Raw genomic sequence first — 26,381 nt, forward strand, 5'->3', positions numbered from 1 at the left:
CGCGGCGTGAATCCGGATTTCTTCACGCCGTCGCTGTGCGCGCTTAACGCGGCAACCGCGAGGCTGTGCCCGTCCCTTCGGAGAGTCGCCATGCAGCACAAGCACTTTCGCTTCGGCAAAGGCTTCCGGGTCGCGTTCACCCTGCGCCGCGCCCAGGCCGCCGAGATGGTGATCGCTCCGGACGACAGCGAAGGCGGGCCGGACAACCGCCATCGCGGCGCCGACCAGTGGCTGTACGTGGTGTCCGGCACCGGCCTGGCGATCGTCGAGGGCGTGCGGCAGAAGCTGCGCGCCGGCAGCCTGCTGGCGATCGAGCGCGGCGAGCGCCACGAGATCCGCAACACCGGCCGCAGCCCGCTCAAGACCGTCAATTTCTATACGCCACCGGCCTACGGCCAGGACGAAGAGCCGTTGCCGGCCGGCAAGCGCTGAGGCCGAGCGCGCGGCGTCGCGATTCGCCCCCGATCCTAGGAGAACCCTCATGTCCCACACCCCGCAAGAGCTGGAACAGAAATTCTGGAAGGCGCTGCAGTCCGACCGTACCGTGATGCTGGGCCTGGAAGACAGCGGCGAAGGTCCGGGTCTGCCGCGGCCGATGACCGCGCTTTACGAGCACGAGCACGGGCCGATCTGGTTCTTCACCGCGACCGACAACGGCCTGGTCCAGGCCTTGGGCGGCGGCACGGCGGCCGCGACGATGACCTTGACTTCGAAAGACCACGAAGTGTTCGCGACTGTGACCGGTCAGTTGCGCTCCCAGCTCGACCGGGCGGTGATCGAACGCCTGTGGAACCCCTTCATCGCCGCCTGGTACGAAGGCGGCAAGGACGACCCCAAGCTCGCCCTGCTGCGACTGGACCCGGACCGGGCCGAAGTCTGGCTCAACGAGAACAGCCTGCTGGCCGGGGTCAAGCTGCTGCTCGGCGCCGACCCCAAGCGCAGCTATCGCGACAAGACCGCCAAGCTCGACCTCAAGCACTGATCGCCGAAAGTTGCTTCAGGGCGCTGGCCCCCTTTCGCCGCCGCGGCGATCAAACCGCCGCCAAGTTCTTGGCATACACGCTATGCCCGTCGAGATCGCGCAAGTCCACCCGCAACTCGCGCGTCAGCGGATCGATGTTGACCTCGCCGAAGAACTGATAGCCGGCCAGCGGCGAGGCGTTGGCGTGCGGCGGCGCCTTCTGGAACACGACCTGCGGGCCGAAGGTCGCATCCAGCGCATTGGGCCCGAACGCGCCGGCATTGAGCGGCCCGGCGACGAATTCCCAGAACGGGGCGAAATCCTGGAAGGCTGCGCGATTCGGGTCGTAGTAATGCGCGGCGCAGTAGTGCACGTCGGCGGTCAGCCAGACCACGTTGGGCACGTCGCGGATCGCCCGCAGCAGTTCGGCGAACTCCAGCTCGCGCCCGCGCGGCAGGCCCGGGTCGGCGTTGGCGACCGCTTCCCACCGCTTGCGTCCGGCGGCGTCGGTGCCGTCGGGCACTTGCAGGCCCAGCGGCATGTCGGCGGCGACGATCTTCCAGGTCGCGCGCGAACGGCGCAGGTTATGGATCAGCTCGCGCAGCTGGCGGCGGCCGAGGAAGGCGGTATCGGCATCGGCCGCGGCCTGCAGGTTATGGGTGTTGGCGCCGCGATAGCTGCGCATGTCGAGCATGAACACGTCCAGCAGTGGGCCGTAATGCACGACCCGGTCGATCCGCGTCGCCGCGGCGTCGCGCAACCGGCGCTGCGGCGAGTACTCGAGAAAGGCCTGGCGCGCCCGCCGCACCAGCAGGCCGATGTCCTTCACCGCATAGCGCGGGTCGGCCTGCAGGTCCTTGCCCGGCGACCAGTTGTTGACCACCTCATGGTCGTCCCATTGCCATAGCTGCGGCACCTGCGCGGCGAACCGGCGCAGGTGCGCGTCGCGCAGGTTGTAGCGATAGCGGCCGCGATACTCGTCCAGGGTCTCGGCGACCTTGTGCACCCCCTCGGCGACCAGGTTGCGCCAGATCCGGCCGCCCTCGGCGGCCTGCTCGGCGGCGATCGGGCCGTCGGCGTAAACGCTGTCGCCGGAATGCAGGAAGAAATCCGGGTCGCGCAGGCGCATGGCTTCGAAGATGCGCATGCCGCCGAACTCGGGGTTGATGCCCCAGCCTTGGCCGGCGACGTCGCCGCCCCAGACGAAGCGCACCGGCCGCGAGCCGTCCGGCGCCGCGCGCAGGCGGCCCTGGCTCCAGGCGCTGCGCAGGCCGCTGTCGGCATCCTCGAACGCGACCCGGACATGGCGCGGCTGGCCGTCCGGCCGCAGCGGCAGATCCAGGCGCGCGGTGAAGTCGCTGGCGGGCGTGGCCCAAGGCCCGCACAGGCGCAGCGGGCGGCGGAAGCGCTCGTCGCGATCGACCTCGATCCACATCCGCGAGGTGCGGTCGCTGCGCGCCCAGACCGTCGTGCCGTGAGCGCCGACATCGCCGAACTGGATGCCGTAATCCAGGCGCGGGCGCGCCGTCTCCGAGGCGATGGCCGCCGGTGCGGCGAGCGCGGGCAGGGCCAGGCGGGCGGCGCCCAGGCTCAGGGCGGCGGCGCTTTGGCCGAGAAAGCGGCGGCGGGGCAGGGCGGTATCGTCGCGATCGTGCATGGCGGCGGCTCGGCACGCGAGAGCAGGGGGGAAGCGCCACCGTATCGGTCCGATATGGCAGCCTCGTTGCGCCGCGCGAGACCGAATGCGACCGGGTGCTCATCTTGGAGCGCGCGACGACGACGCGATAGTGCGCAAGCGCGGTAGGATCGGCGCACAGGGCGCGCAACGACGTCCGGCGGAGTAGGGCATGCGCAGCAGGGCCGTTCATCGCATCCATCGCATCGCGATCGCCACCGCATTGTCGGCCGCGGCCGTACCGGCCTGGGCCGCGCTGCCGCCGTTCTGGCAAAGCAGCCGCGAAATCCAGGCCGTAACCGGCAGCAAGGAAGTGGCCGAAGCATTGAAGCAGGCGCCGATCGAACGCATCGAGCGCGCACAGGGCGGCTATCGGGTGTCGTCGCAGGCCTGCTCGGTGCTGGTCAAGGTGATCTACGAGAAGTCGACCATGCCGGGACCGCAAAAATTCCGGATCCAGCCGGGCAAGGCCGAATGCCGATGAGGCCGGCGGCGACAGGCTGACCCGGTTCGCCGCCGCAACGGCGGCTCGGCGTCAGAACTGCAATGGACCCATAGTTCGATTGCGATGCCTGAGGGGGCAGGGATGCGGACTTCGATCCTGATCGTGGCCTTGTGGCCGACGCTGGCGGTGGCGCAATTGCATGTCTCTAAGCCGAAACCGCGCCCGCCGGCGCCGGCGCGCAGCGTCGCGGCCAGCTATCAGCCGGTGGACTGCAAGCGCCTGACCGAACGCCACCCGGCGCAACCCTGGCTGCGCCAGGTCTGCGAGAGCACCGACTACAACGCCTCGATGGTGCTGGCGCGCGGCCTCGGCCGGCCGCACCCGTCGCCGAGCGTGATCGGCCTGCCGGCGCACGGCTCCGCGACAGCGCGCCAGTACGGCCTGGCCTGCCTCGGCCAGCTCGGCATGAAGCGGCTCGACAACGGCTGGGAGCAATTGCGCGATCGCGAGGGGCGTTATCAGCGCTGCCGGGATCTTTAGCCGCGCGGATGCGTTCGTGCCGCCGCCGGGACCGACCCGATGCCGTCGCGTTCTCGGCGGTGATCGCGGACTCGACCCGGGCGCGCGCCGTTGCGGCTGCGCAACCGGCCGCTGCCGCGCTCAGCCGACCGAGATCCGCTTGCCGGACGCGCCGTTCTTCTTGGGCAAGTACAGGCTCAGCACGCCGCCGTCGTAGGCGGCCGTCGCTTTTTCGCCGTCGATTTCGAGCGGCAGACGGAACGAACGGCAGGCCTGGCCGGTGTAGCGTTCGCTATGGATCTGCTTGCCCTTTTTGTCCGACTTGTCCCGGTTCACCTCAGCCCGTACCGTGACCTGACTGCCCTCGACGGACACGTCGATATCGGCCTTCTTGACTCCGGGGAGATCGATAAAAGCGCTGTAATGGTCTTCGTCTTCGCGCACGTCCAGGCGCATTTCCATCGCGCGCTCGTATTCCTTCGCAAGCGCGGGACGGACGCCGAGGCCGTTGAGCAATTCGTCGAAAAAAGGATCGATCCGGGCGAGCGGGCCGACCGGATTCCAAGTAGTAGGCAGTGCCATGACGCGTCTCCTGAGTGGCGTTGTCGGCCGACGCGAGTCGCCGGCGACGGCGTCAGTCTGTATCGGCGAGGCAAGCGGCGATTGATCCGGGTCAAACGCCGCGGCCGGGTACGGCCCGTTGCTTGATCTGGATCAAGCGACCGACGAAGCGTCCGATCTAGCTTGGCGGACACGACCGCAGGGAAAAGCCGCCATGAGTCAGGGTCCTTTGGTATTCACTCCTTCCGCCGGGCCGGAGTATCCGCGCTGGTCGGAAACGCTGCGCGATCGCAGCCATGTACTGATCCGGCCGATCCTGCCGCAGGACAAGGAGGCAGAGCGCGCGTTCATCGAAGGGCTGTCCGACCAGGCCAGGCGCTATCGCTTCCTCGGGCAGGTAAAGCGCCCCAGCGACGCTGTGCTCGAACGCTTCACTGAGATCGATTACGTGCATGAAGTCGCCTTCGTCGCGGTGGTCGCAGAGGACGGGCACGATCGCATCGTCGGCGTCAGCCGATACAGCACCGATCGGGACGCAACGCAGTGCGAGTGCGCTGTGACGGTAACCGACGCATGGCAGCACAAGGGCTTGGGCACACTGCTGATGCGTCATCTGATCGAGGTTGCCCGCGCCCGCGGCATCGAGCGGATGAGTTCGATCGATTCGGCCGAGAACGTGCAAATGCGGGATCTGGCCAGGTATCTCGGCTTCGATATCCGGGTCGACCCCGATGACGCCAGTCAGGTGATCTACGAGCTGCCTCTGTAGCGGGCGCCTGGCGCGGAATCGTCGGCGACTCGTCGCATTCGCCGCGCAGATCCTGCGCCATCGCGCAATCCGTGAGCGCCGCGGCCTCGGCGGCCGCTCACCACGGACTGGTTTTGATGCCCAGCCGATAGGCGATCCGGTTGACTAGAACGTCGCCGAGCAGCGAGACCGTCAGAATGAAGGCCGCGTCGGAAATCGACAGGTCGGCGAAAGGAGCGACCAGCAGCAGCGCCCCGAGCACGAAGTCCAACTGGTCGAACGGTATCCATGGCGCGCCTGGAGCGATTTTCCGACGCCGCTTGAAGTAGCTTTTCACGCAGTCCCCGGTCATCGCGCCGACGCCGAAGCCCAGGCCGAGCCAGAACCAGTGGGCGTAGTCCGCCAGCGAAGAGGGAAAGTCGAGAGCTTTCTGCGCGGCCGCGGCGGACACTGCGACCAGCACGCCCAGGACGAAGCCGAGGACGGTCTTGTGCTCGCCCAGACTGTGCGCATGGATCGGCCGGTTCCATCCACGCCAGTAGCGCACGAACGGCGGCGCCATGTTGGCGAGGTAGGCCGGAGCCATGAAGTACAGGAGTTGGAGTGAGCGATCGATGAGTTCGGACATGGCGACGGCCTCCGGCGGCGGAAGGGTCATGCCGCCGCCGCGGATCAGGGGCGATCCGCGGCAACACTGCCGGCCTCGGCGGCAGGCCGGGCGGGACGATCCCGACGGCCAGGCCGCCGGATCGCTCAAGCTTGGGACAACAGGCGCAACGCAAGCCAGGGGACAATGAAGAACAACCACGTGGCGAGCTTGTATCCGCCGAAAAGCAGGTAGGCCATTCGATGGATCTGCGGGCGATCCAGTTCGAACCAGCGCGCGTGCACGCGGCACAGGGCATCGCCGGCCAGCACCCAGGTCAAAAAGCCGAGAAGCAAGACCGCATAGTTGATCGCGGCCCCAAGCAGCAGGAAGGACTGCAATTGCGAGAGTGTCATCATCGATGCGCCTCCGGTCCTGGGGCGATCATGCCGTTTCGCTCACGCGTCCGGTTGATCTGGGTCAACGCCGACAGGGGTCTGCGCTGGCCGGCCGCGATGCGGCGGCAACGAACGAGGTCTGTTTTGCGGGTGCTGCGGGCGGCCAGCGCCGCCGCCCCCTATCGCGCCGTGCCGCGGGCGAGTTCCGCGCTGGCCCAGCGCACGATTTCGCCGGCCGCCATGGCGCCCGAACGGCGAGCGAGCTCCTTGCCTTGGCGGAAAAGGACCAGGGTAGGGATGCTACGCACCGAGTGGCTCGCGCCAAGACCCGGCTGCGCTTCGGTGTCGACCTTGGCCAGACGCAATACGGGCTCGAGCTGCGCTGCAGCGGCCTCGAACTGAGGCGCCATCGTCCGGCACGGACCGCACCAGGGGGCCCAAAAATCGACCAGCACAGGCAACTCGCTGCGCCCGACATGGACGGCGAAACTGCTTGCATCGAGCGTCAGCGGCTGCCCGGCGAACAGCCGGCGATGGCAGCGTCCGCATCCGGGCGAGTCGTGCAGGCGCGTTCGCGGCACGCGATTCAGCGCATGGCAGTGCGGACAGGCGATCGTTGCGATATCGCTCATGAGCAGGCCTTGAAGCTCTTGTCGCCGAGCAGACGGTGGCTATGCGCATCGTACAGGGTGTGTCGACGTTGACGCCGCCTTGCAGGGGGCTGCAGCAACAGGAAGCGTCGAGCGCGGCGCCTCTGAATGGACCGCGGGCGCGGTTTGGGTGCCCTGGCATCGGCGCGCTCGGCGTCATTATGCGAAATTCGGTCGAGCGCTCGCAATTCTGCATCGCGGCAACGATTCGTCACGCGTCACGCAAATATCGCCGCGGCAGCGGCCATCGGCCGGCACAGCCGGGCGGCGACCGGCCATTCGGAACGGGGCGCCGGCCACATCCTGCGATCGGCTCGAGATTTCTGCCCTGAGCGCTCAGGATCTCATTGCGGGCGCGTGCCGGCGATCCACATATCCCAAGGCCGTTCTAGACCGTACCGTATCAGCCGGTTTGGCCCGGCGTTCGCGGCGAGGGAATCGTGCCGGCCTGGGTGACCCGTATGCGCCAGGTAATAACATAATATGCATTATGCGAAATTGTGGACGGGCGTGTGGTCGCGGCTGGTGCGGCTCCTGCGTGGTCTCCTGACGGTACTCACACCGACAGGAGGCCACCGTGACGACTTGTCCCGGCGCTGGTCTGAAGGCCGGCAGTGCCCGAACGACTGCGCCCCCGCGCTAACCTCACCGCCCCGTGGTCCGGCTGGCGGATGCGCGGCCGCGATCCGGGTCAACTCTGCCCGGCGGCGTCGGGAAGCCGCGCAGGCCGCCCGAGGCCGTCAACGGGTCAAGGAGGCGCTGGAATCGGCGCGAATTAACGAGGTCCCCATTCGGGGGGCTTTTTCTTATCCTAGCCTTGGATTGCCCGGGGCTTCTTATGGAAGAGAGACGAAACATCATCAGAAGCGATGACGCCACAAAGTGGGGCTGGCTTAGCCCCGGCCTAACCATCTTCATGCTGGTCGGGTTGGTGGGAACTGCAGTGACGACCGCCTACATCATCGCAAAGCAGCAGGTGGCCGCAGAGGAAAAACAAAGCGCCCTGCAGGCCTCCCGCGTGCGGGAAGAGCGGGAAAGCATTCGAAAGCAGTTCGATACTTTGCGGGACGAACGCGACGCCCTGCGGTCCGATGTGGCCGAACTGTATGCGGAGCTAGAAAAGCTGCGACGGGAGCGTTCCGATGGCGGCACGTCCCGGTGCATCGACGGGCAACGCCTAACCAAACGGGGCGCCGAATGGTCTAACGACGGCCCCTGTTGAGCGAGGAGCGGGCCTGCTCTGCGAAGAGTCCCGTCCCCTCCCCGCTTTCGAGTCGGGAACCGACCCTATTGAGACGTTATGCCGATAACGACCGAGCTACGCAGTGCGTTCGCCCACCCGGTTTATTCCCTGATCTTTCTCGACACCTTTGCTGCCGGCATTCTGGCGCCGGCCCTGCCGTTGGCGATCGCCGCGGCTTCTCATCAGGATCCCGGCCGCACGGTAGCGGCGATTGCCCTGCTGTCCACGCTTACCGGCCTGTTGCAGCTGCTGGCTCTGCCTTTGCTGGCCTGGACGAGCGATCTGTCCGGCTCGCGCCGGCTGCTGTTGCTTTCGCTCGGCCTGGCTGCGGTCACCAACTGGGTGCTGGCGATCGTGGGCGGCCAGCTGTTCGCGATCGTCCTCGTGCGCCTGCTCGGCGCCGGTCTGTCGGCGACCATGCCGATCGCCAGCGCCAACTTGATCGTCGACCTCGATCCGAGTGCGCGCGCGACCGCCTTGGCGCGACTCGGCGGCGTGGCCGGCCTGGGGCTGGCCTTGGGCGCATTGCTCGGCGGCTGGCTCGGCCAGCACCATCTGCCATTGGCTTTCCTCGTTGCCGGCCTGGCCGCAGGGCTCGCTACGCTAATCGTCGTCTTGCGGCTGCGCGACGATGCGGGTGCGAAGACTCCGACGTCGATAGCGCCTCGTGCCTATGGCCTGCGTGGCGGCGTTCGCACGGTTTCGTCCCTGATCGGGGCGCATCCATACGCCTTTCTGTGCATCTTCCTGTACCAAATCACTCGCGCCGCGCCGGCTACCGTGTTGGTCGTGCACATGACCCTGAATCTGGGGCTGGAGGCTGCCGATGCCGGCTATGTAATCGCCGTCGCCGGCCTGATCTATATGGCGATCCAGCTGCTTGGCACGCGTCTTCTGGTCGAGCGTCTTGGCGAGCGCCGCTGCGCTTGGTTGGGATTGTCGGTCGGCATCCTGGGATTCGCCATGTACGGCGTGGCCACATCGCTGCACGGCCTGCTGCTGTCTGCCTCGCTGGTCGCCGCGACCAGTTTGTTCATGCCATCGATGAGCAGTCTGCTAAGCAATGTCACCGACCGCCAGGGTGCGCTGCAGGGCGCTTTGAGCATTCCCGCGAGCGCCGCCGGCCTGTTGGGGCCGCCGATATTCGCCTACTTGTTCGGCTTCGCCCAGCGGTCCGCATTGCCGGAAGCGATCGGGTTGCCGTTCTTCGGCGCGGCGGCGCTAGCCATGCTCGCCTTGCTGGCCTGTCTATGCTCTTCGCGACTGGAGCTTCCGCAGCGGGTCGACCAGGCCCAGTGATGCGAACGCCCGCGTGCGCGAACTGCATTGCTCGCAGGCGTCGCACGGCCGGTCGCCGCCGTAGTAGCACGACCAGGTCAGCTCCAACGGCACGTCGAGGCGAAGGCCCAGGCCTATTATTTCGCTCTTGTCCATGTCGATGAACGGCATTTCCAAGGCCACCTCCCCTACTTCGAGCCTGGCCGCCAAGTGCGCCAGGCGCTGCCGCAATGGTGCTTGCTCCAGTTGCGGCAGGCGCAGCCGGTCTTCGCGATTGATGCCGAGCACCACGCCGGCTGCTTGATCGGACTGCATGCGGGCCCGCGCCCCGGCCATCGCCAGCAACGCGAACGCGTCCAGGCGGGATCCCACGATCCATTCGTCCTGGAACAACGCCGAGCGTGGGCACCACGCCTCCAGTTCGGGGGACCACGCCGCGGCGCCCCGCCAGATCAGGCCTTGCCCTTGGCGTTCGACGAAGGCGTCGCCCAAAGACAGGATCGCGTGCTCAACGATGGTGTCGTAGCGTTCGCGCAGCAGTTGCGCCAAACGACGGGTCCGATCGCGCTCTTGCTGTTCCGACTCCTGGTTGTAGAGCATGGTCGCCAGGACCACGCGATTGCGCGAGTCGCTCGCACAATGGACTGCCGCCACAGCCGACTCGACGCCGCCGCTGAATGGACACACCAGCAGGCGCGTTTCGGACTGCGTCCCGCTTCTGGCGCTATCCAATACGGGCGAAAGCAATGAGCCGCCGTCGCCGTTCAAAAGCTCACCGCCGCGCCGTCGCGGAAGAAGCCGCCGGTCGGACCGCCGTCCGGCAGTTCGGCCGCCCACACCAGGCCGAGGGCGGCTTCCTGGGCGGAGCGCGGCGCATCGGCGCCGCCAAGATCGGTGCGCACCCAGCCCGGGCAAACCGCATTGATCAGCACGCCGCTGCCCAAGCACTCCATCGCGGCCAGGCGGGTGGCGACATTGAGGGCGGCTTTGGCGGTTCGATAGGCCGAGAGGTTGGGCTTGAGCTCCGTGATCGATCCCATGCCGCTGGACACGTTCACCACCCTCCCCCACCCGCGTTCGCGCATGCCCGGCACGAGCAGTTGCATCATCCGCACCGGTCCGAACAGGTTCACCGCGCAGGTGTCCTGGAACGCCGACAGCGACGCGCGGGTCATCTGCTCGTCGTGTCGATGCACGATGCCGGCGTTGTTGATGAGCACGTCCGCATGCAGTCGGCCTCCCTCGATCGATTCGGCTAGCGCTTCGGCGTCGGCGTCGGACGCGACGTCCAATCGCTGGCCGACGACCTCCGCGCCCCGTGCCCGAAATGCGTCCACGCAGGCTTGCAAACGTTGCGGGTCGCGTCCGCACAGCACCAGGCGGTAGCCGCGTTGCGCCATCGCTTCGGCGCAGGCCAGGCCCAGGCCGCGGGTGGCGCCGGTGATGAGCACCGTGGTTTCGGCGGGAGTCGCTGGCTTCATTGGCGGGGATCGTCCAGGGTGCGCACCACCACTTCCTGCAGCACGGCGCGTTCGGAGGCCAGGATGGCGCATACGACGTCGGCCACGTCCTGCGGCCGGAGGTAAGGCGTGTCGGGGCCGTAGACATTCTTGGAATCGGTGCCGCCCGGGAACAGGGCGGTAACGCGGACGTTGGCGCTGCGCAGTTCCTTGGCCAGCACCCGGGTCAGCCCCTCCAGCCCTTTCTTGGCTGCGGTGTAGGCGGCATACGTCTCATAGCTGCCGAGGCAGGCTGAGGTCAGCACGTTGACGATATGGCCGTGGCGCTGGGCGCGCATCAACCGCGAGGCATGCAGACACAAGGCCGCGGGCGCGCGCAGATTCACATCCAGAACGCGATCCCATTCGGCGGCTTCGTAGTCGGCGAAGTGGGCGGCGCGGCCGCGGTCGCCGGCGTTGTTGATCAGCGCGTGCAGGGCGCCGTGGCGAGCGGCGATGTCGGGTATGAGGGCGTCGGCCTCGGCGGCGATGCTGAGATCGACGCGGTGCGCGGTGGCGCGACCGGAGCCCAGCGCGGCGATTTCCTCGGCCACGGCCTGCAGCGCCGGCTCCGAGCGGCCGGCCAGCACGACGTGGTGGCCGCGCTGGGCCAGCGCCAATGCGATGGCCCGGCCGATGCCGCGCCCGGCGCCCGTGACCAGGGCCAAGGGCTGGGTCATGCGCGTGCTGCCCCGCCGAGCAGCCATTCCGCCGCGCCGCGCCCGATTCTCCGGCTTTGCGCTTCGTTCAGTCCGGCGAAGCAGTGCGCCTCGCGCGGAGAGTCGAGCTCGAGCTGATCGGAATGGGGGAAGTCCGTGCCGAAGCCGACATTGCAGGCCTCGTGCGCGAGCAGTTCCTGAGCGATGCGCTCGTCGGGTTCGCAGGCGACCACGCATTGGCGGGCGAAGTAACGCTGCGGCGGCATGCTCAGCCACGGTGCTTCCCAGCTCAGCTTCTCGACGTGCTCGTCCATGCGTTCCAGCCAGTACGGCACCCAGCCGCAGCCGGCCTCCAGGAAGCCGACGCGCAGGCGCGGGAAACGCTCGAGCACGCCGCCGACGATGAAGGCCACCATCGCCGTCATCTGCTCGAAGGGATGGCTGAGCAAATGGCTGATCAGCCCGTTCTCGAAACGGTCGATGCCGAGCGTGGCGCCGGGCGCATACCCGCAGCCCTCGTGCACGAATACCGGGATGTCCAGGTCCTGGCAGAGCTCGTAGATCGGATAGTAGGCCGGGTCGTTGAGGTTCCGGCCGTTGACCGGATTGGGCTTGAGCACGATCGAGCGCAGGCCCAGTCGCTCGTGGGCGCGGCGGATTTCGGCGACCGCCTCGCGCGGCGACTGCAGCGGGACCAGCACCGAGCCGAGCAGGCGATCCGGCGCCTGGCTGCAGTACTGCGCGAGCCAATCGTTGTAGGCGCGGGCGATCGCCACGGCGAGTTCCGCCTCGCGCACGGCGCCGATGACCAAGCCTTGGCTCGGCATCAGCACCGCCTGGTCCATGCCTTGCTGGTCCATCATTTCAACGCGGGCGCGCGGATCCTGGCTGATCGCGATGCTGCGCTGGTACTTGGCTTGCTGCTCGGCCGACAACACCCGCCGTGGCGACCGCCCTACCCCTTCCGGAGTCGGGAACAGCCGCGATTCGACCATCAGCCGGGGCGCGCCCCAGCTGTCGAGCACCCTTCGAGGCGCGGCGGCGCGGAACGGCCCGCGGATGCCTTCGCTCCACAGATCCCACGGCTCGATCACATGGCTGTCGAGATCGATCAGACGCACGTCGGCGGCAAGTGCGACGGGCGCCTCCGCCGCGCTCGCAAGTTCGACGTTCATCGGAAATACGCGAAATTGGGCACGGAGCGTTCCAGCACATGCCCGATCCGGGCTTGAAACGCCGCCAGGGTCTGAGGCGCCTTCTCCATATTGCTTACGAACTGCTGGTTCTTTTCCCAAATCTCGGCCGCCAAGGCATCGGCCTCTTCGCCGACCAATTCGTTCTGCAGCGGGTCGGCCGCCTCGACCATTCCGGCGACGATCGCCTCGCTCACCTCGGAGCCGGTCCGTTCCTTGATGAACGCGATCTGCTCTTCGGACAAAGGGATGCGGATCAGAGCCAAGCGCTTGGCGTTCCCGGTCGTTTCGCTGTGCATGCTGTTCTCCTACGGGTCGTGGGACTGCGGGTCCGCGGCCGTGTCGCGCAGGATGTCGTCGATCCTGGCTCTGGCTTCGGCCGGCAATGGGGTGGCCGGCGTGGTCAGCGACGCGGCCAGTTGTTCGTGCGAAGTGGCGCCGAGCAGGACCGCATCGCAACCCTTGCCGCCCAGCGGCCAGCGCAGAGCCCACTCGTGCAACGCGGCGCCGGCGTCGGCGGCGGCCGCCGCCAGCGCAGCGCGCAAGCGCAGATTTCGCGGGTTGAGATAGAGGGAACGATAGCGCTCGTTGTGGCTGAGGCGCGAGGCGGGTCCGCGTTGATCCGGCGGCGCGTCGGCGAGCAAGCCGCCGGCGAGCGGGTTGTAGGCGATGCCGCCTACGCCGAGCGCTCGGCAAGCCGGCAGCATCTCGGTTTCCGCCTCGCGCGCCAATGGGTTGTAGCGGAACTGCGACGCGATCGGGCGCGCGTAGTCGCGGCGGTCGCCGGCCGCGCAAGCCATGGCGAGCTGAAAGGCGGCGAAATTGGATACGCCGAGATAGCGGATCGCGCCGTCGCCGACCAGGTCGTCGAGGGTGCGAAGGGTTTCTTCGAGCGGCGTGAGCGGATCGAACTCGTGGATCCACATCAGGTCGACGTAATCGGTGCGCAAGCGCTTGAGACTGCGCTGCAGCGACCAGCGGATGTGCGAGCGCGAACTGCCGCGGCCGTGCACCAGGGGGCGGCTCTGGCGTCCGAGCTTGGTCGCCACCACCACTTCGTCGCGGCGGCCGGACAAGGCGTCAGCGAGTATTTCCTCGCTATTGCCGTGCTCGCCGCCGTACACGTCGGCGGTGTCGAACCAGGTCACGCCCGCGTCCAGTGCGGCATGCACCATCCGGCGCGCTTGCTCCTCCGCCACCTGCCAGCCGAACGTCATCGTGCCCAGGCCGAACCTGGAGACGATCAGGCCGCTTTCGCCAAGGCGTGTGTATTCCACGGTCGGCGCCCTTACTTGAGCCCGGTGAACACGCCGCCGTTCTGGGCGGCAACGGTTGCGGACAAGATCGCACTGAGCCGGCGGTCGTCCATATCGCCGAGCCAGTCGGCGGCGTGGCTCGCGGCGCTGGCGGCCTTGGCGAAACAGTAGTCCTCCAGCCCCGCAGGCCAATCGCTGTCGGCGAAGCTCAGGTGGCGCCAGGCCGGATGGCCGGCCAGCGACGACTGCCGCAGCGAGGCGCCGTCGCCTACGCGCTGGCTCCAGAACGAAATCGTCGGGCTGGACCGTACTTCGATCGCGATCGTGTCGCCGGCCGCGACCGGCTGCGGATCCGGCGACAGGAACAGCCGGCTACGCCCCATGACCCGCTGTGTAAAGGGGCCGCTGCTGAGCACCACGCCCTGCGCCAGTTCGGCGCGATACCAGCCGGCCAGGCCGTGCAAGATGCCCGGCCGCGCGGCTACGAAGCTTGCCGAGAACGCCGTGGTGCTGTCGCTGCGCTCGGCCGGGTTCAGGATGTCCACGCGCTGCGGCACCGCCAGCAAGTCCTGCGGCTCGATATGTACCGCATACACCCCGCTCAACGAAGCGCGACGCGCCTCCTTCAGGTCCAGGCCGTAGTTGTCGGCGGTGTTGATGTCCAGCCATTCGTAAGCGGCCAGGGCGTGCACCGGCGCCGCGTAGAGCTCGACCTGCGCCGGCACGGTCAGGCCGTGCGGCGCCAGCAGTCGCTGGCGCAAGTCGAAGAAAGCGTCCATTTCCTCGGACACGCCGAAGAAGCCCATCGCATCGCAGATGATCACATCCGCCTGGCCGTCGAGATGGAAGTCCTGCGAGCGGCCCTGCACGACCTGGACGATGTCGCCGACGCCGTTGTCGGCGGCCAGGTTGCGGATCATCTCGCACAGGTTGGCGTCCAACTCCAGCGAGATCACGCGCGCCGCGCCGGCTTTGGCGGCGAACAGCGAAAGCACGCCGGTGCCCGCGCCCAGATCGACGACCGTGTCGCCAGGCCGGACCGTGGCTTCGATCGCCTGCTTGAAGCGTCGGGTGCGCTCGGCATCGCGCAGCAAGAGGTGGTGCGGTTGATAGCTCAGATTGGTCATTGCAGCTCCAGTTCGCTGACGCTGGCGTGTTCGTTGCCGTCCGCGTCGATCCATCCGTGGCCCATCTGGCGGGCGCTATAGAGCAGGTCGCGGTCCATGATTTCCCAGACCATGCCGAAAGGGTCGACGAATACGAATCGTCGCGGGGTGTTCTGCAGCAGCTGGCAGCCGCCTTCGCCGGCGCGCCGGCGCAGGACGCTGAAACGCGGCTCGTCCACGACAAAGGCGGCATGCTCGAGCAGGACCGAGCGATGCTCGCTTTCCTTCATCAGCGACAGAGCGAAGCCTTCGCCCTTCAGCACGACCATGCCGACGTCCAGCCCCCGGGCCGCGGCAGCGGCCGGGGACAAGTCCGCTTCCAGCGTGCGCCAGCCGTTCGCGGTGGAGACTTCGCGGATGCAGGCGCGCATGTCGAACTGACGGCAATAGAAGTCCTCGGCCGCCTGAAGGTCGGATACGGTAATGCCGAAGTGGGAAAACAGCATGGCTCTCAGGCCGCCCCGCTCGGCGACAAGCTGTGGTGCATGGTCGAGTTCGCCGCGACTCCGACCATGTGGCCGATCGCGAACGGCGTGGTGAGTTTCATCTTCGGCCGGTCGAAACCCAGCGCTTTGTTCTCCAGCCCGGCCGCGCGGGCTTGCGCGGGGCTGCGTGCGCCGATCAGCTCCAACTGCGCGGCGATCTGCAGCGCCAGCGCATCGCGGCCGTGGGTGCGCGTCAACTCGAGCGCATCGTTACCCCGCGCGCGGGCGCTTTCGAGCTGGCCGGCCGATTCGGCCAGCAACGAACAGGTCGCCATCGAGCGCGCGGCGTTGGCGTAGTCGCCCAGCTCCTCGCGCAGGCGTACGTTGAGCTCGTACCAGGCCATCGCTTCGTCGTGCTTGTCCTGCAGGACACAGACATAGCCCAGCGCGCGCGAGATGATGTCCATGTGGAAGGCGTCGTTCACCTCCTCGGCGATGGCGTAGGACGCGGCGTAGGCCGCCTCGGCTGCGGCGATGTCGCCGGACTGCAGCAGCAGCCAGCCGCGCCGGTAGTGGTAGGACTTGGAGAAGCGTCCGCCGTCGATCAGCGCATTGAGCGACTCCAGGCTCTCCCAGGTGCGCAGCGATGCGGCGAAATCGCCGCCGCTCTCGAACAGCACGCTGAAATTGTTGACCAGGTTGATGCGCAGGTTGACGATCTGGGGAACTGCGTACGGGCGGATCGTGTCCAGCGCCTGCGACACCAGGGCCGCCGCTTGCTCGCTCTGGCCTTTCTTCCACAAGCAGAAGGCCGTGGCGTTGCAGAGCCAGCCGAATTCCAGGGCCGGCTGCCAGCCCTGCTCGCGCAGCGGCGCGATGTCGCCGGCGCCGCGGCCGAGCCAGGCCAGTCCGGACTCGATATCTGCGCATTTCTTCGCCAGCGTCAGTCCGACGTAGAAGCAGATCTGCGCGCGGAGCAAGCTGGAGCGGCAGTCCTCGTGCGCACCGATCAACTGCTGCACGCTGCCCTCCACGTCGCCCAGGTACTGGCAGGCAAGCGAACGCGACAGGCGAATGGCCACATCGTAGGCGCCCGGCTCCGGGCAGGCGCGCAAGGCCTCCTCGCCGCACAACAGCATCAGCTCGAAGTTCATCGAGAAGCCGAAGCCCGCGTCGATCAGGCGCAAGCTGTCGGCCAATCCGCGCGCATGCTCGCCGGCGTTGAGCGCATGGTAGGCCAAGGGCGCCAGCATCACCTCGGCAGCGCCCGCCTCGGCCGGCTCTGCGGCCAATGCCGCGGCGTGCAGTGCGCCCCGAGCCTCGGCCGGCAGGGCCGCGTAGCGACGCCGGCGCCGACGCCGGTCGGCCTCCGTAGGAACGCCATCGGGGCCGCGGCCGAACAGTGCGTCGCCCGCGTCGTCCGGCATTTCGTCTCCGGGCGGGCAAGCGACCGCCTCGGTCGTTCCCAGGGCGAACAAGCGCTGCAGAATCGAGGCGTGCTCGCGGTAGGCGGCGCCGACGTGCTCGGAATCGTCCTGGCCGGACAGGTTCCACACCCAAGGCCGGCCCGGATCCGCGCAGTTCTGCAGCCAGTCGCTCTCGGCGCTGGCCAACAGGGAAATCCGTGTCGGCAAGCGATGCAGCAGGTGCGTCAGCGCCGCCAGACTGAGCCGGTCGGCCGCGTCGAGATTCTCGCAGACCAGCGCCAGCCGTTGCCCCTTGAGGCTCGGCGCTTCGGCCAGAAGCTTGCGCAGGAACGAGGCGAATCCGTGGCTGATGCGGAACAGTTGCTCCGAATCCTGATGCAAGCGCCGCTTCGTGCCGCCGAGCGAAATCGCGTCCAGGGTCGGCGCCGCGGCGAGCAGTTCGTGGTCGCGAAGCGCAGGCCACAGTTGCAGCAACTCCGGTCCGTACCGCTGCACCCACTGCGGCGCTTCGGCCAGCGCTATCGGCATCAGCGGCGCGAACAGTTTCGACAGAGCCGAGTACGCGGTGCCGAACAGGTGCTCCAGGTCGGCGCGCAAGACCCGCGTCCCGGGGCCTTCCAACTCGACGGCCGCCTGCGTCAGCCACTGCGCGCGAGCCTGCGATTGCCGGCCCAGGCCGAACCGCGATGCGCTCGCCGCGTGCGGGCCGGCGGGCGGAAACTGACTGAGCTGGGTCACAGCCCTCCTCCTTTTCTCGTCATCAGCACGCGCATCTCGATCGCGCGGGGGCCGTCGTCGCGCCGCGACCACATCCGCTCCGCTTGCGGCAGCATTTCGACCAGGCGGATATTCGGGGCGCGCTGCGCCAGGTAACGCACCGTCGATAGCGCCGAGGCCGAGCCGAAATCGATGTAGAACGGCTTGGGCTCGGTCGCCACATGAGCGAACACGCGTTCGGGCACGCGCAGCGCCGAGCGCAGGAGGTGCAAGCGCTTAAGCGTCTGCGCGGGCGTTTCGCCGCCGCGGAACAGGTCGTCCGCGCACAGATGCCACTGTGCGCGCTGCAGGCAGGCGCGCCCGATCTCGATCCGAGGCACCCGGCCGGCGACCGGAGCCACCGGCGGGATAAGCACGCGCGGCGCGGCGAAACTCCACAGGTGCACCAGCTCGTCGTGGTGGTGGAACAACTGGAGCGGAACGCCATCGGCTCCGCAAACGGCCAGGTCGCCGTCGATATCGCGCACGACCAGCTCGCGCAACGGCAGTTCGGACGCACGCTGGGTGCTGGCCGCAGCGCCGCCGATCAGGACGCCGGCCTGGCCGAAGCTTTCGTTGAAAAATCCCTTGTGAGTGCGCGGCGGGACGATCATCGCCAGCTTCTTGTAGCCGTCGATCGAGCGCATGCGCTCCGCGACGCGCCGTTCGATCTCGCCGCGGTCGTCGGCGAAGTAGTACTGCGACCCCCACGGCATGACGTTTTCGCCGACTTCGCCGATCACCACGCTCGAATCGGGGCCGAGGATGTCGGTCGCCGACGGCGCGGCGATGAACAGATCCACCGTGGCATGGGCGCCGGACACTTCGCATTGCGGAACCAGCGACCATAACGGCCGCAGATCCTCGGGACTCAGGCGGGCCACCCCGTCGTCCGAGCGCGCGGCGCAGTCGTGCACCCGTTGCGACCAGGCCCGTTCGAACTCGGCCCGTACCGGGTCGCCCAGGTCGATCTGGCGGTGATGCGCCATGTATTGCAGTTGGCGGACGAAGTCGCAGAACGGTGCCGCCCCGTTCTGGGCGATCCGTGCGAATGCGACCGCGGCCAGGCGCCGATACTGTCGGCGTAGGATCCGCCCATAGGCCAGGCAAGGCTCCAGCGCGGGGCCAACCGCGGCTTCCAGTTCACGGGTGTGCTCGGCGCCGAAGCTGGGTTCGAAATCCGACAGGCATTCTTCGTAGAACACCCGCCGGTCTCCATAGGTCAAACCGTGGTTGCGGCGCGCGGCTACGCCGGCGATCGCGGCGAAGCGCGCTTCGAGTTCCGCGGCTATGCCCTCGCGCTTGTCCAGCGCCGCGCACTGATAGTCGCGGCAGAGTCCGCGCAGACGCTCCAGTTCGGCCAACCGTTCGGACACCAGAGGAGACGCCGGCAGGGAAGCCACGCGTTCGATCAGGTGTTCGAGCGGGTCGAACACGGTCGCGGCCGGCAGGTAGTCCATCTCGAGCACGCAGTCTGATTCCAGCGCGGCGGCCACGGCCGCGACATCGATTCCGGGGTGCCTGCTCGCCAGGGACTCAATACTGGTTGCGCCGTCGACCGAAGCCAGCAGCGCCGATTCTTCCTGTGTCAGCGGGCGCGAGGTCCCGGCCAGATGGAGATAGACGTGGGCGCCGCGCAGTTCCGCCGCCGCCGACAGCCGCGGATTCGCCAGCGCGAACAAGGCCGGCTCGGCGAAGACGGTTCGCGCCAGGCGCTCGACCGCCCAATACGACAGGAACACCCGTCGCCGCGAGATCCCGTCCCCGGCCGGCGACGCCAGCTGCGTGCGCGCCTCGCCGTTGCGGCGGAAGCGCGGAAACAGAACGGTGCCCAGGCGGCTGGCGACGTGGGTCTTGAGCGCGCCGCGGGCCAGATAGAACATCAGCCGCCGAGAGAGTTTCACATCCAGAACGTCGTCGCGGCGCTGCGTCGCATGCAGGCGCGCCAGACGGTCGTACAGCTGCGGGCTGGTGGTCAGGATCGAATCGACAAACGCTTCTGAGCGGCTCAGATCGAGCAGTTTTTCGCCGACGAGCCGCTCGGCGCCGCGAAAGCGATGGTTCAGGTCCTCGTGCTGGCGCGTCATGCGCGCGCGGGCGCTGGCGAGCGCATCGATCTGGACCCGCAATTGCGCCGAAACGTCGGCCGGCGGCGGCGCCAGCTCCGCGTCGGTGCGAACCTTGCGTCGCGCCTTGGACAGCCAGCGCAGCGTCGACGGCCCGACGGCACCGGTCTCGACTTCGCGGCGGACCGCGCCGACGAAGCGTTCGCGCGCTTGCGCGTACGCGGCTTCGGACTCGATCAGTTCGCGCGTCAGCGCCTCCAGCTCGGGAGAGCGCAGCGATTCCAGCCAGGCGAACGGCAGTCCCGTTTCGAAACCTACGGCATCCTGGAAGATGGACCAGTTCGTCGACATCTCGTCCTTGAGATCGTTGCACGGAATGAGACGGGCGCAGCGAACTGCCTGCGCCCGAGGGTTTTACCAAACCGCCGCGCTGGCGATGATGCCGGAGAACCCGACCTTGGCCAGGCCCGCATCGCGCGGAACATCGGCGCCGCCGCCGTGGGTTTCGTACAGGACGTTGGCGATCTGGAGGTCGTCCAGATTTTCGCTGTAGTTGTCCTTGCGAACGGTCTCGGCGCCGAAGGTGGCGACCAGGCCCGTCCAGTTCTCGTCGGCGAACTGCTTGAGCAGCTGCTTCTGGCTATTATCCAAATAGACTTCGAGGGGTTGAGCAACGGCCATATAGATCTCCATATTTATATGTATGCACGTGATGTGCGCGATCGACTCTATTACGGCCATTCCGCAAAATCAATCGATCCGATCGTTGCACATTCTCGATCACAAATATCAGCCGAAGAGAATGAATCGAGCAATGGCCGCGCCTTCAAAACGAGGCGGCTATCACGGCCGTCAGCCGTAATCATTTCGAAAGATATGTGTTCGATTTATTTTTCGCTCGCAGCCGATCGCGCTGTCCGCAACCAAGCGGGCAGCGCTTGCATCCGATGACTCCCCGCCCTCTATCGCGATCCGTCAGGGCTGGTTCCTGGCCGCAGCGACCGCGCGCACGACCGCAGCGCCCAATACCCGCAAGCGCTGGGCGACGCCCAGGTCTTGGCAGCGGCCTTCGCCGTCGAAGCAAGCGTCGGCGTTGCCGATCGGAACCAGCATCGGCAACGGCTGTGCGCGCAAGGCGTGTGCGGCGTACACCATCGTATTGGCGGCATTGACCACGGCGATCGTGCCGGACCCGACACTGATGATGCCGACGGGTTTCCCGGACAAGAACGGCGGTTCTGCGTTGCGCAACAGATCCAGGTAATCGAGCGCGTTCTTGAATAGTCCCGATACCGTGCCGTGATAAGCCGGCGATGCCCACAGGAAGCCATCCGCGCGCGCCGATGCGGCGACTAGCGCCGAAGCGGACGGCGGCGGTTGTGAGTACGCCGTCAGGGGATCGAACGGTTGCGCTGGCAGCAGGCTGCCGTCGAGCGAGGTAACGGCAGCGCCTTGGGACACAGCGCCTTCGCAGGCCAGTGCGAGCGCGCCGGAAGTCGAGGAGGGTCGGCGCAGACTGCCGCCGAGCGCGAGGATGTTGAACGGATCCATGTTCACCGTGACGTTGAGCCTCGCAATGAAGGTAGAGCAAACCTATTGGAATTGCCATAGCCTTCCAGCAGCAGCGCCGCCCTGGCATCAGGACGCAAGCGGCCATGCCCGAGCCCGCTCGGCTGCGTCGGCGACCTGCCGTGGCGCCCCTGCTCGCATCGCGTGTCGATTGCTGCGCTCGCCGGCGCAGCGATTTCGGCCACACTGCCGCGCGTGGCGTGCCATATCACGCTATTTGCGGTGGTGGTTCCGCCTACGCCACCATGGCGGGACCACATTTATGTTCGTCAGGCCATAACCGCTTGGTCGCTCTTGTTGCGCGCCGCGTCCGCGCGCGTATTCGCGGGCGGAGGGGGCATCGAGAATCGCTAGGAGTCTGGCTACGCAGGAGCGGGCGTTCGCTTCCGTCGTTCTACGCGTACCGATTGCGTCCTCGAATAGGCGGACGCAATACCGGTGGGTGTAACGCACGCATGACGATCATTTTGGCGCTTACGGCGGCGCGCCGGGCCAGGCCTTTCGGAGCGGCTCGTGGCGACGACCTGTCGCCGGCGATTGGGGGGCGGCCAGAGTCCCCCGCCGGCAAGTTCGGCCTGCACGCGGCTCGGGCTCGTCCTGCCCCCCTGCCCCCCTTTCCCCTCAACGCAGGGGCAAAGGCTCGTCGAGTCGCGCCACCGGGCGCAGGTCGGCCCGCTGCACCGCTCCCTCGGCGAGCGTATGTACTTCCAGTTCGAACGCCTGCTGGTCGCATCGCAAGCGATAGACCCGTTCCCTCAGGTCGCCGTTGCGGCGGTCCTGAACCAGGCTGGGCCGACCGCACTCGCCCGCCTCGTTCAAGGCGGCCCGCCAGCGAGCGAGGCGGGCGTGCGCGCGTTCGGGCGGGAGGCCCGGCAGATCGGCCGGCGCAAGCCGCCCCGCGCGCAAATCGCCGACCAGCCGCGTCGCCTGGCGGCGCAGCGGCGGCGCGGTGTCGGCGATGGCGCGAGCCGGCGGCCGCGCATAGCGCCGATCGGCAAGCGCGGCCACGCCGGCGAGGATGTCCCCAGGACGGGCGCTGTCGCTGTTGGCCAGCACCACGAACGCGGCGGCATCGCGATCGTAGCGCTGGTAATAGGCGCGAAATCCCTGCCAGGCGCCGCCGTGCCCCATGGTGGCGCCATGGCTCGGGTCGCCGCCCAACTGCCAGCCGAAGCCGTACGGATAGCGGCTGCCGTCGCGAAGAAGCGCGGGTGCCAGCACTTGCCGCCATGACTCCGGCCGCAGCAGGCGGCGTTCGCTTACGGCCCTTTCCCAGGCGACGAAGTCGCGCACGGACAGGTACAGCGAGCCGTCCGCGGTCGAATTGATCGACGCCGAGGCCCAGTCCTGATTGCGCAAGCCGCCATCGACGTGGATGTAACCGGCGACGCGGTGAGGGACGATGGCGCTGTCGCTGATCACCCGCGCTCCCGCCATGCCCAGCGGGCGGAAGACCCGTTCCGCCAGGACGTCCCCATAGGGTTTCCCGCCGGCGCGCTCGATCAGGATGCCGAGCACGACATAGCCCATGTTGCTGTAGGCCCAGCGCTGCCCGGGCTCGGTCGGCGCGGCGCACGCGTACGCGATCTGCAGAAGTTCGTCGCTGCTGTACTCGCGACGCGGGTCGAGTTCGGGGTCGGCCAGGCCGGAAGTGTGGTTGAGCAGATGTCGCGGCGTGATGCGCGACCAGCGCTGCGGCGCGTCGGGAAGCCAAGTGGTCAACGGCGAATCCAGCGCGAGCGTACCGTCTTCCACCAACAGCATCGCCGCTACCGCGGTGAATAGCTTGCCGATGGAGCCGCTCTGGAACATCGATTCCGGGCCCACCGGCACCGCATGCTCGAGATTGGCCGAGCCGTAGCCCTGCACGCGTTGGCCGACGCCGCCCCGGATGACTGCGATGGCGAGGCCGGGTATGTCCTGCTCGCGCATCTGCGCGGCCACGTACTCGTCGATCGGGTCCGGTATCGGCGCAGGCTGTGCGGATGCGGCGCCCAGGCCCAGGCCCAGGCACATCGCCGCCGCGCGCCGCCGGATACAGGCCCGGAGCCGGCGCCAGACCGCGCCTGCCGCGGCCTGGCGCTGCGGACGAACGGCCGGCAGCGGCGAGTTGGGGTCCGGATCTGCGCTCGGCGACATCGAAACTCCCCTCGTATCAGGCGCTGCGGCTGGCGAGCGAGCCGAGCTGGCCGCGGCCCTTCGCCTCCTGGAGGCCATCAGGCCCCGGCCGGCAGCCGCGCTGCGCCGTCGTCGGACCGATTGCGGCGCAACAGGCGTATCAGGCGGCGCTCCGCATCGTCGATCACGGTGAACGCAGCGGGCACGACGACCAGGCTCAATACGGTCGAGGACGCCAATCCGCCGAGCACGGCGATCGCCATCGGCGCGCGGAAGCTCGAATCGGCCGCGAACCCCAGGGCGATGGGCAGCATGCCTGCGCCCATCGCCAAGGTCGTCATCAGTACCGGGCGCGCGCGCTTGTGGCAGGCGTCCAGCAGCGCCTGGTGGCGATCCATTCCCAGCGTGCGCTGCGCGATCACGGCGTAATCGACCAGCAAGATCGAGTTCTTGACCGCGATGCCGATCAGCATGATCAGCCCGATCAATACCGGCAAGGAGATGTCGGTTCCGGTCAGCAGCAGCGCGCCGACCGCGCCGCTTACCGCCAACGGCACCGCGACCATGATGGTGACCGGCTGGCTGGCGTGATTGAACAGCAGCACCAGGACCGCGTAGACGCAGAAAATCCCGGTGAATATGGCCGCGACGAAGCCCAGCATCATTTCGACGAAGATCTTGGCGTTGCCGGCGGCCTGCAGGGTCACGCCCGGCGGGAGGTTGCGCACTTCCTTTAGCGCCTTGATCCGGTCGTCGACCTCGCTGAGCGGGCGCCCGTTCAGATCGACGCTGATGGTGACGTTGCGCTTGCGGCCGAAGCGATCGATCTGCGAGGGGCCGCTGCCGCTGGCGATGTCCGCGACCGACGACAGCGGCACGGCGCCGCCCGACGCGGTCGGCACGCGCAACTGCGCCAGCAACGAAGGAGCCGACAGCGCGCCGCCGGCGAGCTGGACGCGGATCGGTACCTGCCGCTCGGGCAGGTTGAGCTTGGCCAGGAACTGCTGGTAGTCGCCGCTCGTGGCGACCCGGGCCGAGGCCGCGATGTCGATGGTGGACACGCCCAGGTCGGCCGCCCGCGCCGAGTCGGGACGGACGATGATTTCCGGACGCACCAGGGCCGCGGTGGAGCTGACCGCGCCCAGGCCGGGCAGTTGCCGGATCGCGCGTTCGATATCGCGCGAAGCCGCGGCCAGCTTGAGCGGATCCTCGCCCGCGAGCACCAGTTGCAATGCCCGGCCCGGTTCGCCGCCCTGGAAGCCCACGCGCACGCCCGGCAGGTACTGGAGACGCTCGCGCACGTCGGCCTCGAGGCGTTGTTGGTCGCGTTCGCGTTCGCCGCGCCACTTCAGCGTAAGCGTAGCCTTGCGCACCTCGTCGGTCCCTGCCCCGCCCTCTCCGTCGCTGCCGCTGGAGCCGGCGACGACGAACACCCGTTCCAGCTCGGGCATCGTGGCGATGCGCCGCCGCACCTGCTCGGCGGCCCGTTGGGTGGCGCTGAGCGACGTGCCGGGTGCCAGTTCGAGCAAGACCACGCTCTGGTCGCCGTCGTTCGGCGGAATGAAGGTGGTCTGCAGGAACGCCGAGGCCGCGATCGCGCCGAGAAACAGCAGCGCCGACAACGCCAATGTCTTGCCTCGATGGCGCAAGGCGCGGTCGGCCCAACGCAAGTACCACTGCATCGCTCCGGAATCGCCTTGCGGCGCAGGCGTGGCCCTGAGCATGGAGGCGGCCAGCATCGGCGTGAGCAAACGCGCGACCAGCAGCGAAAACAGCACCGCGGTCGCCGCGGTCCAGCCGAACTCCTTGAAGAACTTTCCCGCGACGCCGGGCATGAAGGCGACCGGAACGAACACCGCGGCCAGGGTGCAGGAGGTGGCGATCACCGCCAGGCCGATTTCGTCCGCGGCCTCGAGCGCGGCGAGCTTGGGCGGCTTGCCCATGTGCAGGTGGCGATCGATGTTCTCGACCTCCACGATCGCGTCGTCGACGAGGATGCCGACCACCACCGCCAACGCCAGCAAGGTGACGACGTTCAGGCTGAAGCCCAGCCAGTGCATCGCGGCGAACGTGGGAACGATGGACAGCGGCAATGCGATCGCCGCGATGAAAGTGGCCCGCCAGTCGCGCAGGAACCACCACACCACCAGCGTCGCCAGCAGGGCGCCTTCCCACAGCATCGCCATCGAGGACTCGTAGGACGCCTCGATCTCCGGGGTGGTCGAGGCGACCTCGGTGAAATGCAGGCGCGGATCGGCCTTGGCCAGTTCGGCCACTTTCGCCCGCACTGCCCTGCCCACGTCGACTTCGCTGGCGCCGATCGTGCGCTGGACAGCGAAGCCGATCACGCGCTTGCCGTCGAGCATCGCGGCCTGGGTCGGCTCCGCGCTGCCGTCGCGAACGTCGGCGACGCTCGACAGCCGGACCTGGCGCCCATCGGCGGTGAAGATCGAGTAGTCGGCCAGATCCGCAGCGTCCTCGACGGTGGCCACCGTGCGCACCGCCTGCTCGCCTCCGCCGATCGTAGTGCGTCCGCCGGGCTGCTCCTGCTGGATGTTCGCCAGTTGTTGCGACAGCATCGCCGGACTCACGCCCAGCGCCTGCAGTCCGTCCGGGCGCAGTTCCACGCGCACTTCGCGATCGATGCCGCCGATGCGCCGCACCGCGCCGACCCCGCTCAGCCCGAACAACTGCTTGCTCACGGTGTCGTCGATGTACCAGCTCAGCTCCTGTTCGTTCCAGCCGTCGGCGGCGACCGCGAAAGTGACGATGTCGCCGCCCTCCACGCTCGCCAGCGCCACCACGGGCGCCTCGATCTCCCTGGGCAGGTCGACGCGCACGCGGTCGATCGCGTCGCGCACGTCGTCCTTGGCGGCGGCGCCGTCGCGCGCGAGCTCGAAGCGGACGTGGGTGACCGAGACGCCTTCGTTGACGGTCGAACGCATCTCGTCGATATGCGGCACGCTGGCCAGCGCATCCTCGACCTTGCGGGTGACCTGGGTTTCCAGCGTGCTCGGCGACGCGCCGGGCAGGCTGACGGTGACGGTGACCGTGGGCACGCTGATATCAGGGAACTCGGAGACCGGTAACCGCAAGAAGCCGAGGCAGCCCGCCGCGAACAGCAGGACGAAGGTCAGGATCGCGGGCAGCGGTCGACGGATCGACCAGGCAGAGATATTCATG

General features: G+C 67.9%; 26 protein-coding genes. 7 read left to right on the forward strand and 19 right to left on the reverse strand.

All coding sequences use genetic code 11. The features are described from left to right. Positions 1 to 90: 90 nt before the first annotated feature. The gene (locus AC3A57_RS10165) at positions 91 to 432 is read left to right on the forward strand and encodes a cupin domain-containing protein (RefSeq protein WP_487578802.1); all 342 of its coding nucleotides are present in this window, start codon (positions 91 to 93) and stop codon (positions 430 to 432) included. Between the two features lie 49 nt (positions 433 to 481). Continuing rightward, positions 482 to 982, forward strand: coding sequence for a pyridoxamine 5'-phosphate oxidase family protein (locus AC3A57_RS10170; protein ID WP_487578803.1), 501 nt, complete (start codon positions 482 to 484; stop codon positions 980 to 982). Positions 983 to 1,031: 49 nt separating this feature from the next. On the opposite strand, the gene AC3A57_RS10175 is transcribed toward AC3A57_RS10170, so the two are convergent. Next, a complete protein-coding gene (locus AC3A57_RS10175) occupies positions 1,032 to 2,618 on the reverse strand; it encodes an alkaline phosphatase D family protein (protein WP_487578804.1) in 1,587 nt (528 codons plus the stop codon). Between the two features lie 190 nt (positions 2,619 to 2,808). Between AC3A57_RS10175 and AC3A57_RS10180 the strand changes: the two genes are divergently transcribed. Both AC3A57_RS10180 and AC3A57_RS10185 read left to right on the forward strand, forming a co-directional pair. After that, positions 2,809 to 3,120 (forward strand): hypothetical protein, encoded by a 312-nt coding sequence (locus AC3A57_RS10180; protein WP_487578805.1) that lies wholly within the window; start codon positions 2,809 to 2,811, stop codon positions 3,118 to 3,120. Positions 3,121 to 3,222: 102 nt separating this feature from the next. Then, a complete protein-coding gene (locus AC3A57_RS10185) occupies positions 3,223 to 3,621 on the forward strand; it encodes a hypothetical protein (RefSeq protein WP_487578806.1) in 399 nt (132 codons plus the stop codon). 120 nt (positions 3,622 to 3,741) lie between these two features. Here AC3A57_RS10185 and AC3A57_RS10190 read toward each other — a convergent pair whose 3' ends face one another. Continuing rightward, the gene (locus AC3A57_RS10190; protein ID WP_487578807.1) at positions 3,742 to 4,182 is read right to left on the reverse strand and encodes an Hsp20/alpha crystallin family protein; all 441 of its coding nucleotides are present in this window, start codon (positions 4,180 to 4,182) and stop codon (positions 3,742 to 3,744) included. A gap of 193 nt (positions 4,183 to 4,375) precedes the next feature. Between AC3A57_RS10190 and AC3A57_RS10195 the strand changes: the two genes are divergently transcribed. Continuing rightward, the gene (locus tag AC3A57_RS10195; RefSeq protein WP_487578808.1) at positions 4,376 to 4,930 is read left to right on the forward strand and encodes an N-acetyltransferase family protein; all 555 of its coding nucleotides are present in this window, start codon (positions 4,376 to 4,378) and stop codon (positions 4,928 to 4,930) included. A gap of 97 nt (positions 4,931 to 5,027) precedes the next feature. Here the strand turns inward: AC3A57_RS10195 and AC3A57_RS10200 are convergent, their stop codons facing one another. From AC3A57_RS10200 to trxC, 3 genes are all read right to left on the reverse strand, one after another. Next, on the reverse strand, positions 5,028 to 5,537 hold the full coding sequence (locus AC3A57_RS10200) for a CDP-archaeol synthase (RefSeq protein WP_487578809.1): 510 nt from the start codon (positions 5,535 to 5,537) through the stop codon (positions 5,028 to 5,030). Between the two features lie 125 nt (positions 5,538 to 5,662). After that, positions 5,663 to 5,914, reverse strand: coding sequence for a DUF6868 family protein (locus AC3A57_RS10205; RefSeq protein WP_487578810.1), 252 nt, complete (start codon positions 5,912 to 5,914; stop codon positions 5,663 to 5,665). 158 nt (positions 5,915 to 6,072) lie between these two features. Next, on the reverse strand, positions 6,073 to 6,525 hold the full coding sequence (trxC, locus tag AC3A57_RS10210; RefSeq protein ID WP_487578811.1) for a thioredoxin TrxC: 453 nt from the start codon (positions 6,523 to 6,525) through the stop codon (positions 6,073 to 6,075). An 856-nt stretch (positions 6,526 to 7,381) separates the two neighbouring features. Here trxC and AC3A57_RS10215 point away from each other — a divergent pair. Together AC3A57_RS10215 and AC3A57_RS10220 are read left to right on the forward strand one after the other, a co-directional pair. Continuing rightward, positions 7,382 to 7,765 (forward strand): hypothetical protein, encoded by a 384-nt coding sequence (locus AC3A57_RS10215; protein ID WP_487578812.1) that lies wholly within the window; start codon positions 7,382 to 7,384, stop codon positions 7,763 to 7,765. Positions 7,766 to 7,843: 78 nt separating this feature from the next. Continuing rightward, positions 7,844 to 9,085 (forward strand): MFS transporter, encoded by a 1,242-nt coding sequence (locus AC3A57_RS10220; protein ID WP_487578813.1) that lies wholly within the window; start codon positions 7,844 to 7,846, stop codon positions 9,083 to 9,085. On the opposite strand, the gene AC3A57_RS10225 is transcribed toward AC3A57_RS10220, so the two are convergent. The 14 genes from AC3A57_RS10225 to AC3A57_RS10290 all read right to left on the reverse strand — a co-directional run bounded on the left by AC3A57_RS10225 (position 9,035) and on the right by AC3A57_RS10290 (position 26,380). Then, the gene (locus AC3A57_RS10225; RefSeq protein ID WP_487578814.1) at positions 9,035 to 9,832 is read right to left on the reverse strand and encodes a 7-cyano-7-deazaguanine synthase; all 798 of its coding nucleotides are present in this window, start codon (positions 9,830 to 9,832) and stop codon (positions 9,035 to 9,037) included. The genes AC3A57_RS10220 and AC3A57_RS10225 overlap by 51 nt on opposite strands. Next, entirely contained in the window at positions 9,829 to 10,515 is a 687-nt protein-coding gene (locus AC3A57_RS10230) for an SDR family NAD(P)-dependent oxidoreductase (protein WP_487578815.1), read from the reverse strand. Before AC3A57_RS10230 ends, AC3A57_RS10225 begins: the two co-directional genes overlap by 4 nt. A 26-nt stretch (positions 10,516 to 10,541) precedes the next feature. Then, the gene (locus AC3A57_RS10235; RefSeq protein WP_487578816.1) at positions 10,542 to 11,243 is read right to left on the reverse strand and encodes an SDR family NAD(P)-dependent oxidoreductase; all 702 of its coding nucleotides are present in this window, start codon (positions 11,241 to 11,243) and stop codon (positions 10,542 to 10,544) included. After that, complete coding sequence (locus tag AC3A57_RS10240; protein WP_487578817.1) at positions 11,240 to 12,397, reverse strand: amidohydrolase family protein; 1,158 nt, start codon at positions 12,395 to 12,397, stop codon at positions 11,240 to 11,242. Before AC3A57_RS10240 ends, AC3A57_RS10235 begins: the two co-directional genes overlap by 4 nt. Next, entirely contained in the window at positions 12,394 to 12,714 is a 321-nt protein-coding gene (locus tag AC3A57_RS10245) for a hypothetical protein (RefSeq protein WP_487578818.1), read from the reverse strand. The genes AC3A57_RS10240 and AC3A57_RS10245 overlap by 4 nt, the downstream gene beginning before the upstream one ends. A 9-nt stretch (positions 12,715 to 12,723) precedes the next feature. After that, positions 12,724 to 13,692, reverse strand: coding sequence for an aldo/keto reductase (locus AC3A57_RS10250; protein WP_487578819.1), 969 nt, complete (start codon positions 13,690 to 13,692; stop codon positions 12,724 to 12,726). Between the two features lie 11 nt (positions 13,693 to 13,703). Further along, positions 13,704 to 14,798 (reverse strand): 50S ribosomal protein L11 methyltransferase, encoded by a 1,095-nt coding sequence (locus AC3A57_RS10255; protein WP_487578820.1) that lies wholly within the window; start codon positions 14,796 to 14,798, stop codon positions 13,704 to 13,706. Continuing rightward, entirely contained in the window at positions 14,795 to 15,283 is a 489-nt protein-coding gene (locus tag AC3A57_RS10260) for a VOC family protein (RefSeq protein ID WP_487578821.1), read from the reverse strand. Before AC3A57_RS10260 ends, AC3A57_RS10255 begins: the two co-directional genes overlap by 4 nt. Before the next feature lie 5 nt (positions 15,284 to 15,288). Next, the gene (locus AC3A57_RS10265; RefSeq protein ID WP_487578822.1) at positions 15,289 to 17,427 is read right to left on the reverse strand and encodes a tetratricopeptide repeat protein; all 2,139 of its coding nucleotides are present in this window, start codon (positions 17,425 to 17,427) and stop codon (positions 15,289 to 15,291) included. Then, positions 17,424 to 19,862: a lantibiotic dehydratase family protein gene (locus tag AC3A57_RS10270; protein ID WP_487578823.1), complete on the reverse strand. Its 2,439-nt coding sequence runs from the start codon at positions 19,860 to 19,862 to the stop codon at positions 17,424 to 17,426. The genes AC3A57_RS10265 and AC3A57_RS10270 overlap by 4 nt, the downstream gene beginning before the upstream one ends. A 63-nt stretch (positions 19,863 to 19,925) precedes the next feature. Further along, positions 19,926 to 20,204: a hypothetical protein gene (locus AC3A57_RS10275; RefSeq protein WP_487578824.1), complete on the reverse strand. Its 279-nt coding sequence runs from the start codon at positions 20,202 to 20,204 to the stop codon at positions 19,926 to 19,928. 282 nt (positions 20,205 to 20,486) lie between these two features. Beyond that, entirely contained in the window at positions 20,487 to 21,062 is a 576-nt protein-coding gene (locus AC3A57_RS10280; RefSeq protein ID WP_487578825.1) for an NADPH-dependent FMN reductase, read from the reverse strand. Positions 21,063 to 21,701: 639 nt separating this feature from the next. Further along, a complete protein-coding gene (locus AC3A57_RS10285; protein WP_487578826.1) occupies positions 21,702 to 23,219 on the reverse strand; it encodes a serine hydrolase domain-containing protein in 1,518 nt (505 codons plus the stop codon). A 77-nt stretch (positions 23,220 to 23,296) separates the two neighbouring features. Continuing rightward, a complete protein-coding gene (locus AC3A57_RS10290) occupies positions 23,297 to 26,380 on the reverse strand; it encodes an efflux RND transporter permease subunit (protein ID WP_487578827.1) in 3,084 nt (1,027 codons plus the stop codon). Position 26,381 lies beyond the last annotated feature (1 nt).

It is taken from the genome of Lysobacter sp. Soil_C_15 (genome assembly GCF_057657315.1).

What these genes read in the sequence shown, in the direction of transcription:
- AC3A57_RS10165 (WP_487578802.1), top strand. Translation starts at nt 91, where the DNA reads ATGCAGCACAAGCACTTTCGCTTCGGCAAAGGCTTCCGGGTCGCGTTC.
- AC3A57_RS10170 (WP_487578803.1), top strand. Translation starts at nt 482, where the DNA reads ATGTCCCACACCCCGCAAGAGCTGGAACAGAAATTCTGGAAGGCGCTG.
- AC3A57_RS10175 (WP_487578804.1), bottom strand. Translation starts at nt 2,618, where the DNA reads ATGCACGATCGCGACGATACCGCCCTGCCCCGCCGCCGCTTTCTCGGC.
- AC3A57_RS10180 (WP_487578805.1), top strand. Translation starts at nt 2,809, where the DNA reads ATGCGCAGCAGGGCCGTTCATCGCATCCATCGCATCGCGATCGCCACC.
- AC3A57_RS10185 (WP_487578806.1), top strand. Translation starts at nt 3,223, where the DNA reads ATGCGGACTTCGATCCTGATCGTGGCCTTGTGGCCGACGCTGGCGGTG.
- AC3A57_RS10190 (WP_487578807.1), bottom strand. Translation starts at nt 4,182, where the DNA reads ATGGCACTGCCTACTACTTGGAATCCGGTCGGCCCGCTCGCCCGGATC.
- AC3A57_RS10195 (WP_487578808.1), top strand. Translation starts at nt 4,376, where the DNA reads ATGAGTCAGGGTCCTTTGGTATTCACTCCTTCCGCCGGGCCGGAGTAT.
- AC3A57_RS10200 (WP_487578809.1), bottom strand. Translation starts at nt 5,537, where the DNA reads ATGTCCGAACTCATCGATCGCTCACTCCAACTCCTGTACTTCATGGCT.
- AC3A57_RS10205 (WP_487578810.1), bottom strand. Translation starts at nt 5,914, where the DNA reads ATGATGACACTCTCGCAATTGCAGTCCTTCCTGCTGCTTGGGGCCGCG.
- trxC (WP_487578811.1), bottom strand. Translation starts at nt 6,525, where the DNA reads ATGAGCGATATCGCAACGATCGCCTGTCCGCACTGCCATGCGCTGAAT.
- AC3A57_RS10215 (WP_487578812.1), top strand. Translation starts at nt 7,382, where the DNA reads ATGGAAGAGAGACGAAACATCATCAGAAGCGATGACGCCACAAAGTGG.
- AC3A57_RS10220 (WP_487578813.1), top strand. Translation starts at nt 7,844, where the DNA reads ATGCCGATAACGACCGAGCTACGCAGTGCGTTCGCCCACCCGGTTTAT.
- AC3A57_RS10235 (WP_487578816.1), bottom strand. Translation starts at nt 11,243, where the DNA reads ATGACCCAGCCCTTGGCCCTGGTCACGGGCGCCGGGCGCGGCATCGGC.
- AC3A57_RS10240 (WP_487578817.1), bottom strand. Translation starts at nt 12,397, where the DNA reads ATGAACGTCGAACTTGCGAGCGCGGCGGAGGCGCCCGTCGCACTTGCC.
- AC3A57_RS10245 (WP_487578818.1), bottom strand. Translation starts at nt 12,714, where the DNA reads ATGCACAGCGAAACGACCGGGAACGCCAAGCGCTTGGCTCTGATCCGC.
- AC3A57_RS10255 (WP_487578820.1), bottom strand. Translation starts at nt 14,798, where the DNA reads ATGACCAATCTGAGCTATCAACCGCACCACCTCTTGCTGCGCGATGCC.
- AC3A57_RS10260 (WP_487578821.1), bottom strand. Translation starts at nt 15,283, where the DNA reads ATGCTGTTTTCCCACTTCGGCATTACCGTATCCGACCTTCAGGCGGCC.
- AC3A57_RS10270 (WP_487578823.1), bottom strand. Translation starts at nt 19,862, where the DNA reads ATGTCGACGAACTGGTCCATCTTCCAGGATGCCGTAGGTTTCGAAACG.
- AC3A57_RS10275 (WP_487578824.1), bottom strand. Translation starts at nt 20,204, where the DNA reads ATGGAGATCTATATGGCCGTTGCTCAACCCCTCGAAGTCTATTTGGAT.
- AC3A57_RS10280 (WP_487578825.1), bottom strand. Translation starts at nt 21,062, where the DNA reads ATGGATCCGTTCAACATCCTCGCGCTCGGCGGCAGTCTGCGCCGACCC.
- AC3A57_RS10285 (WP_487578826.1), bottom strand. Translation starts at nt 23,219, where the DNA reads ATGTCGCCGAGCGCAGATCCGGACCCCAACTCGCCGCTGCCGGCCGTT.
- AC3A57_RS10290 (WP_487578827.1), bottom strand. Translation starts at nt 26,380, where the DNA reads ATGAATATCTCTGCCTGGTCGATCCGTCGACCGCTGCCCGCGATCCTG.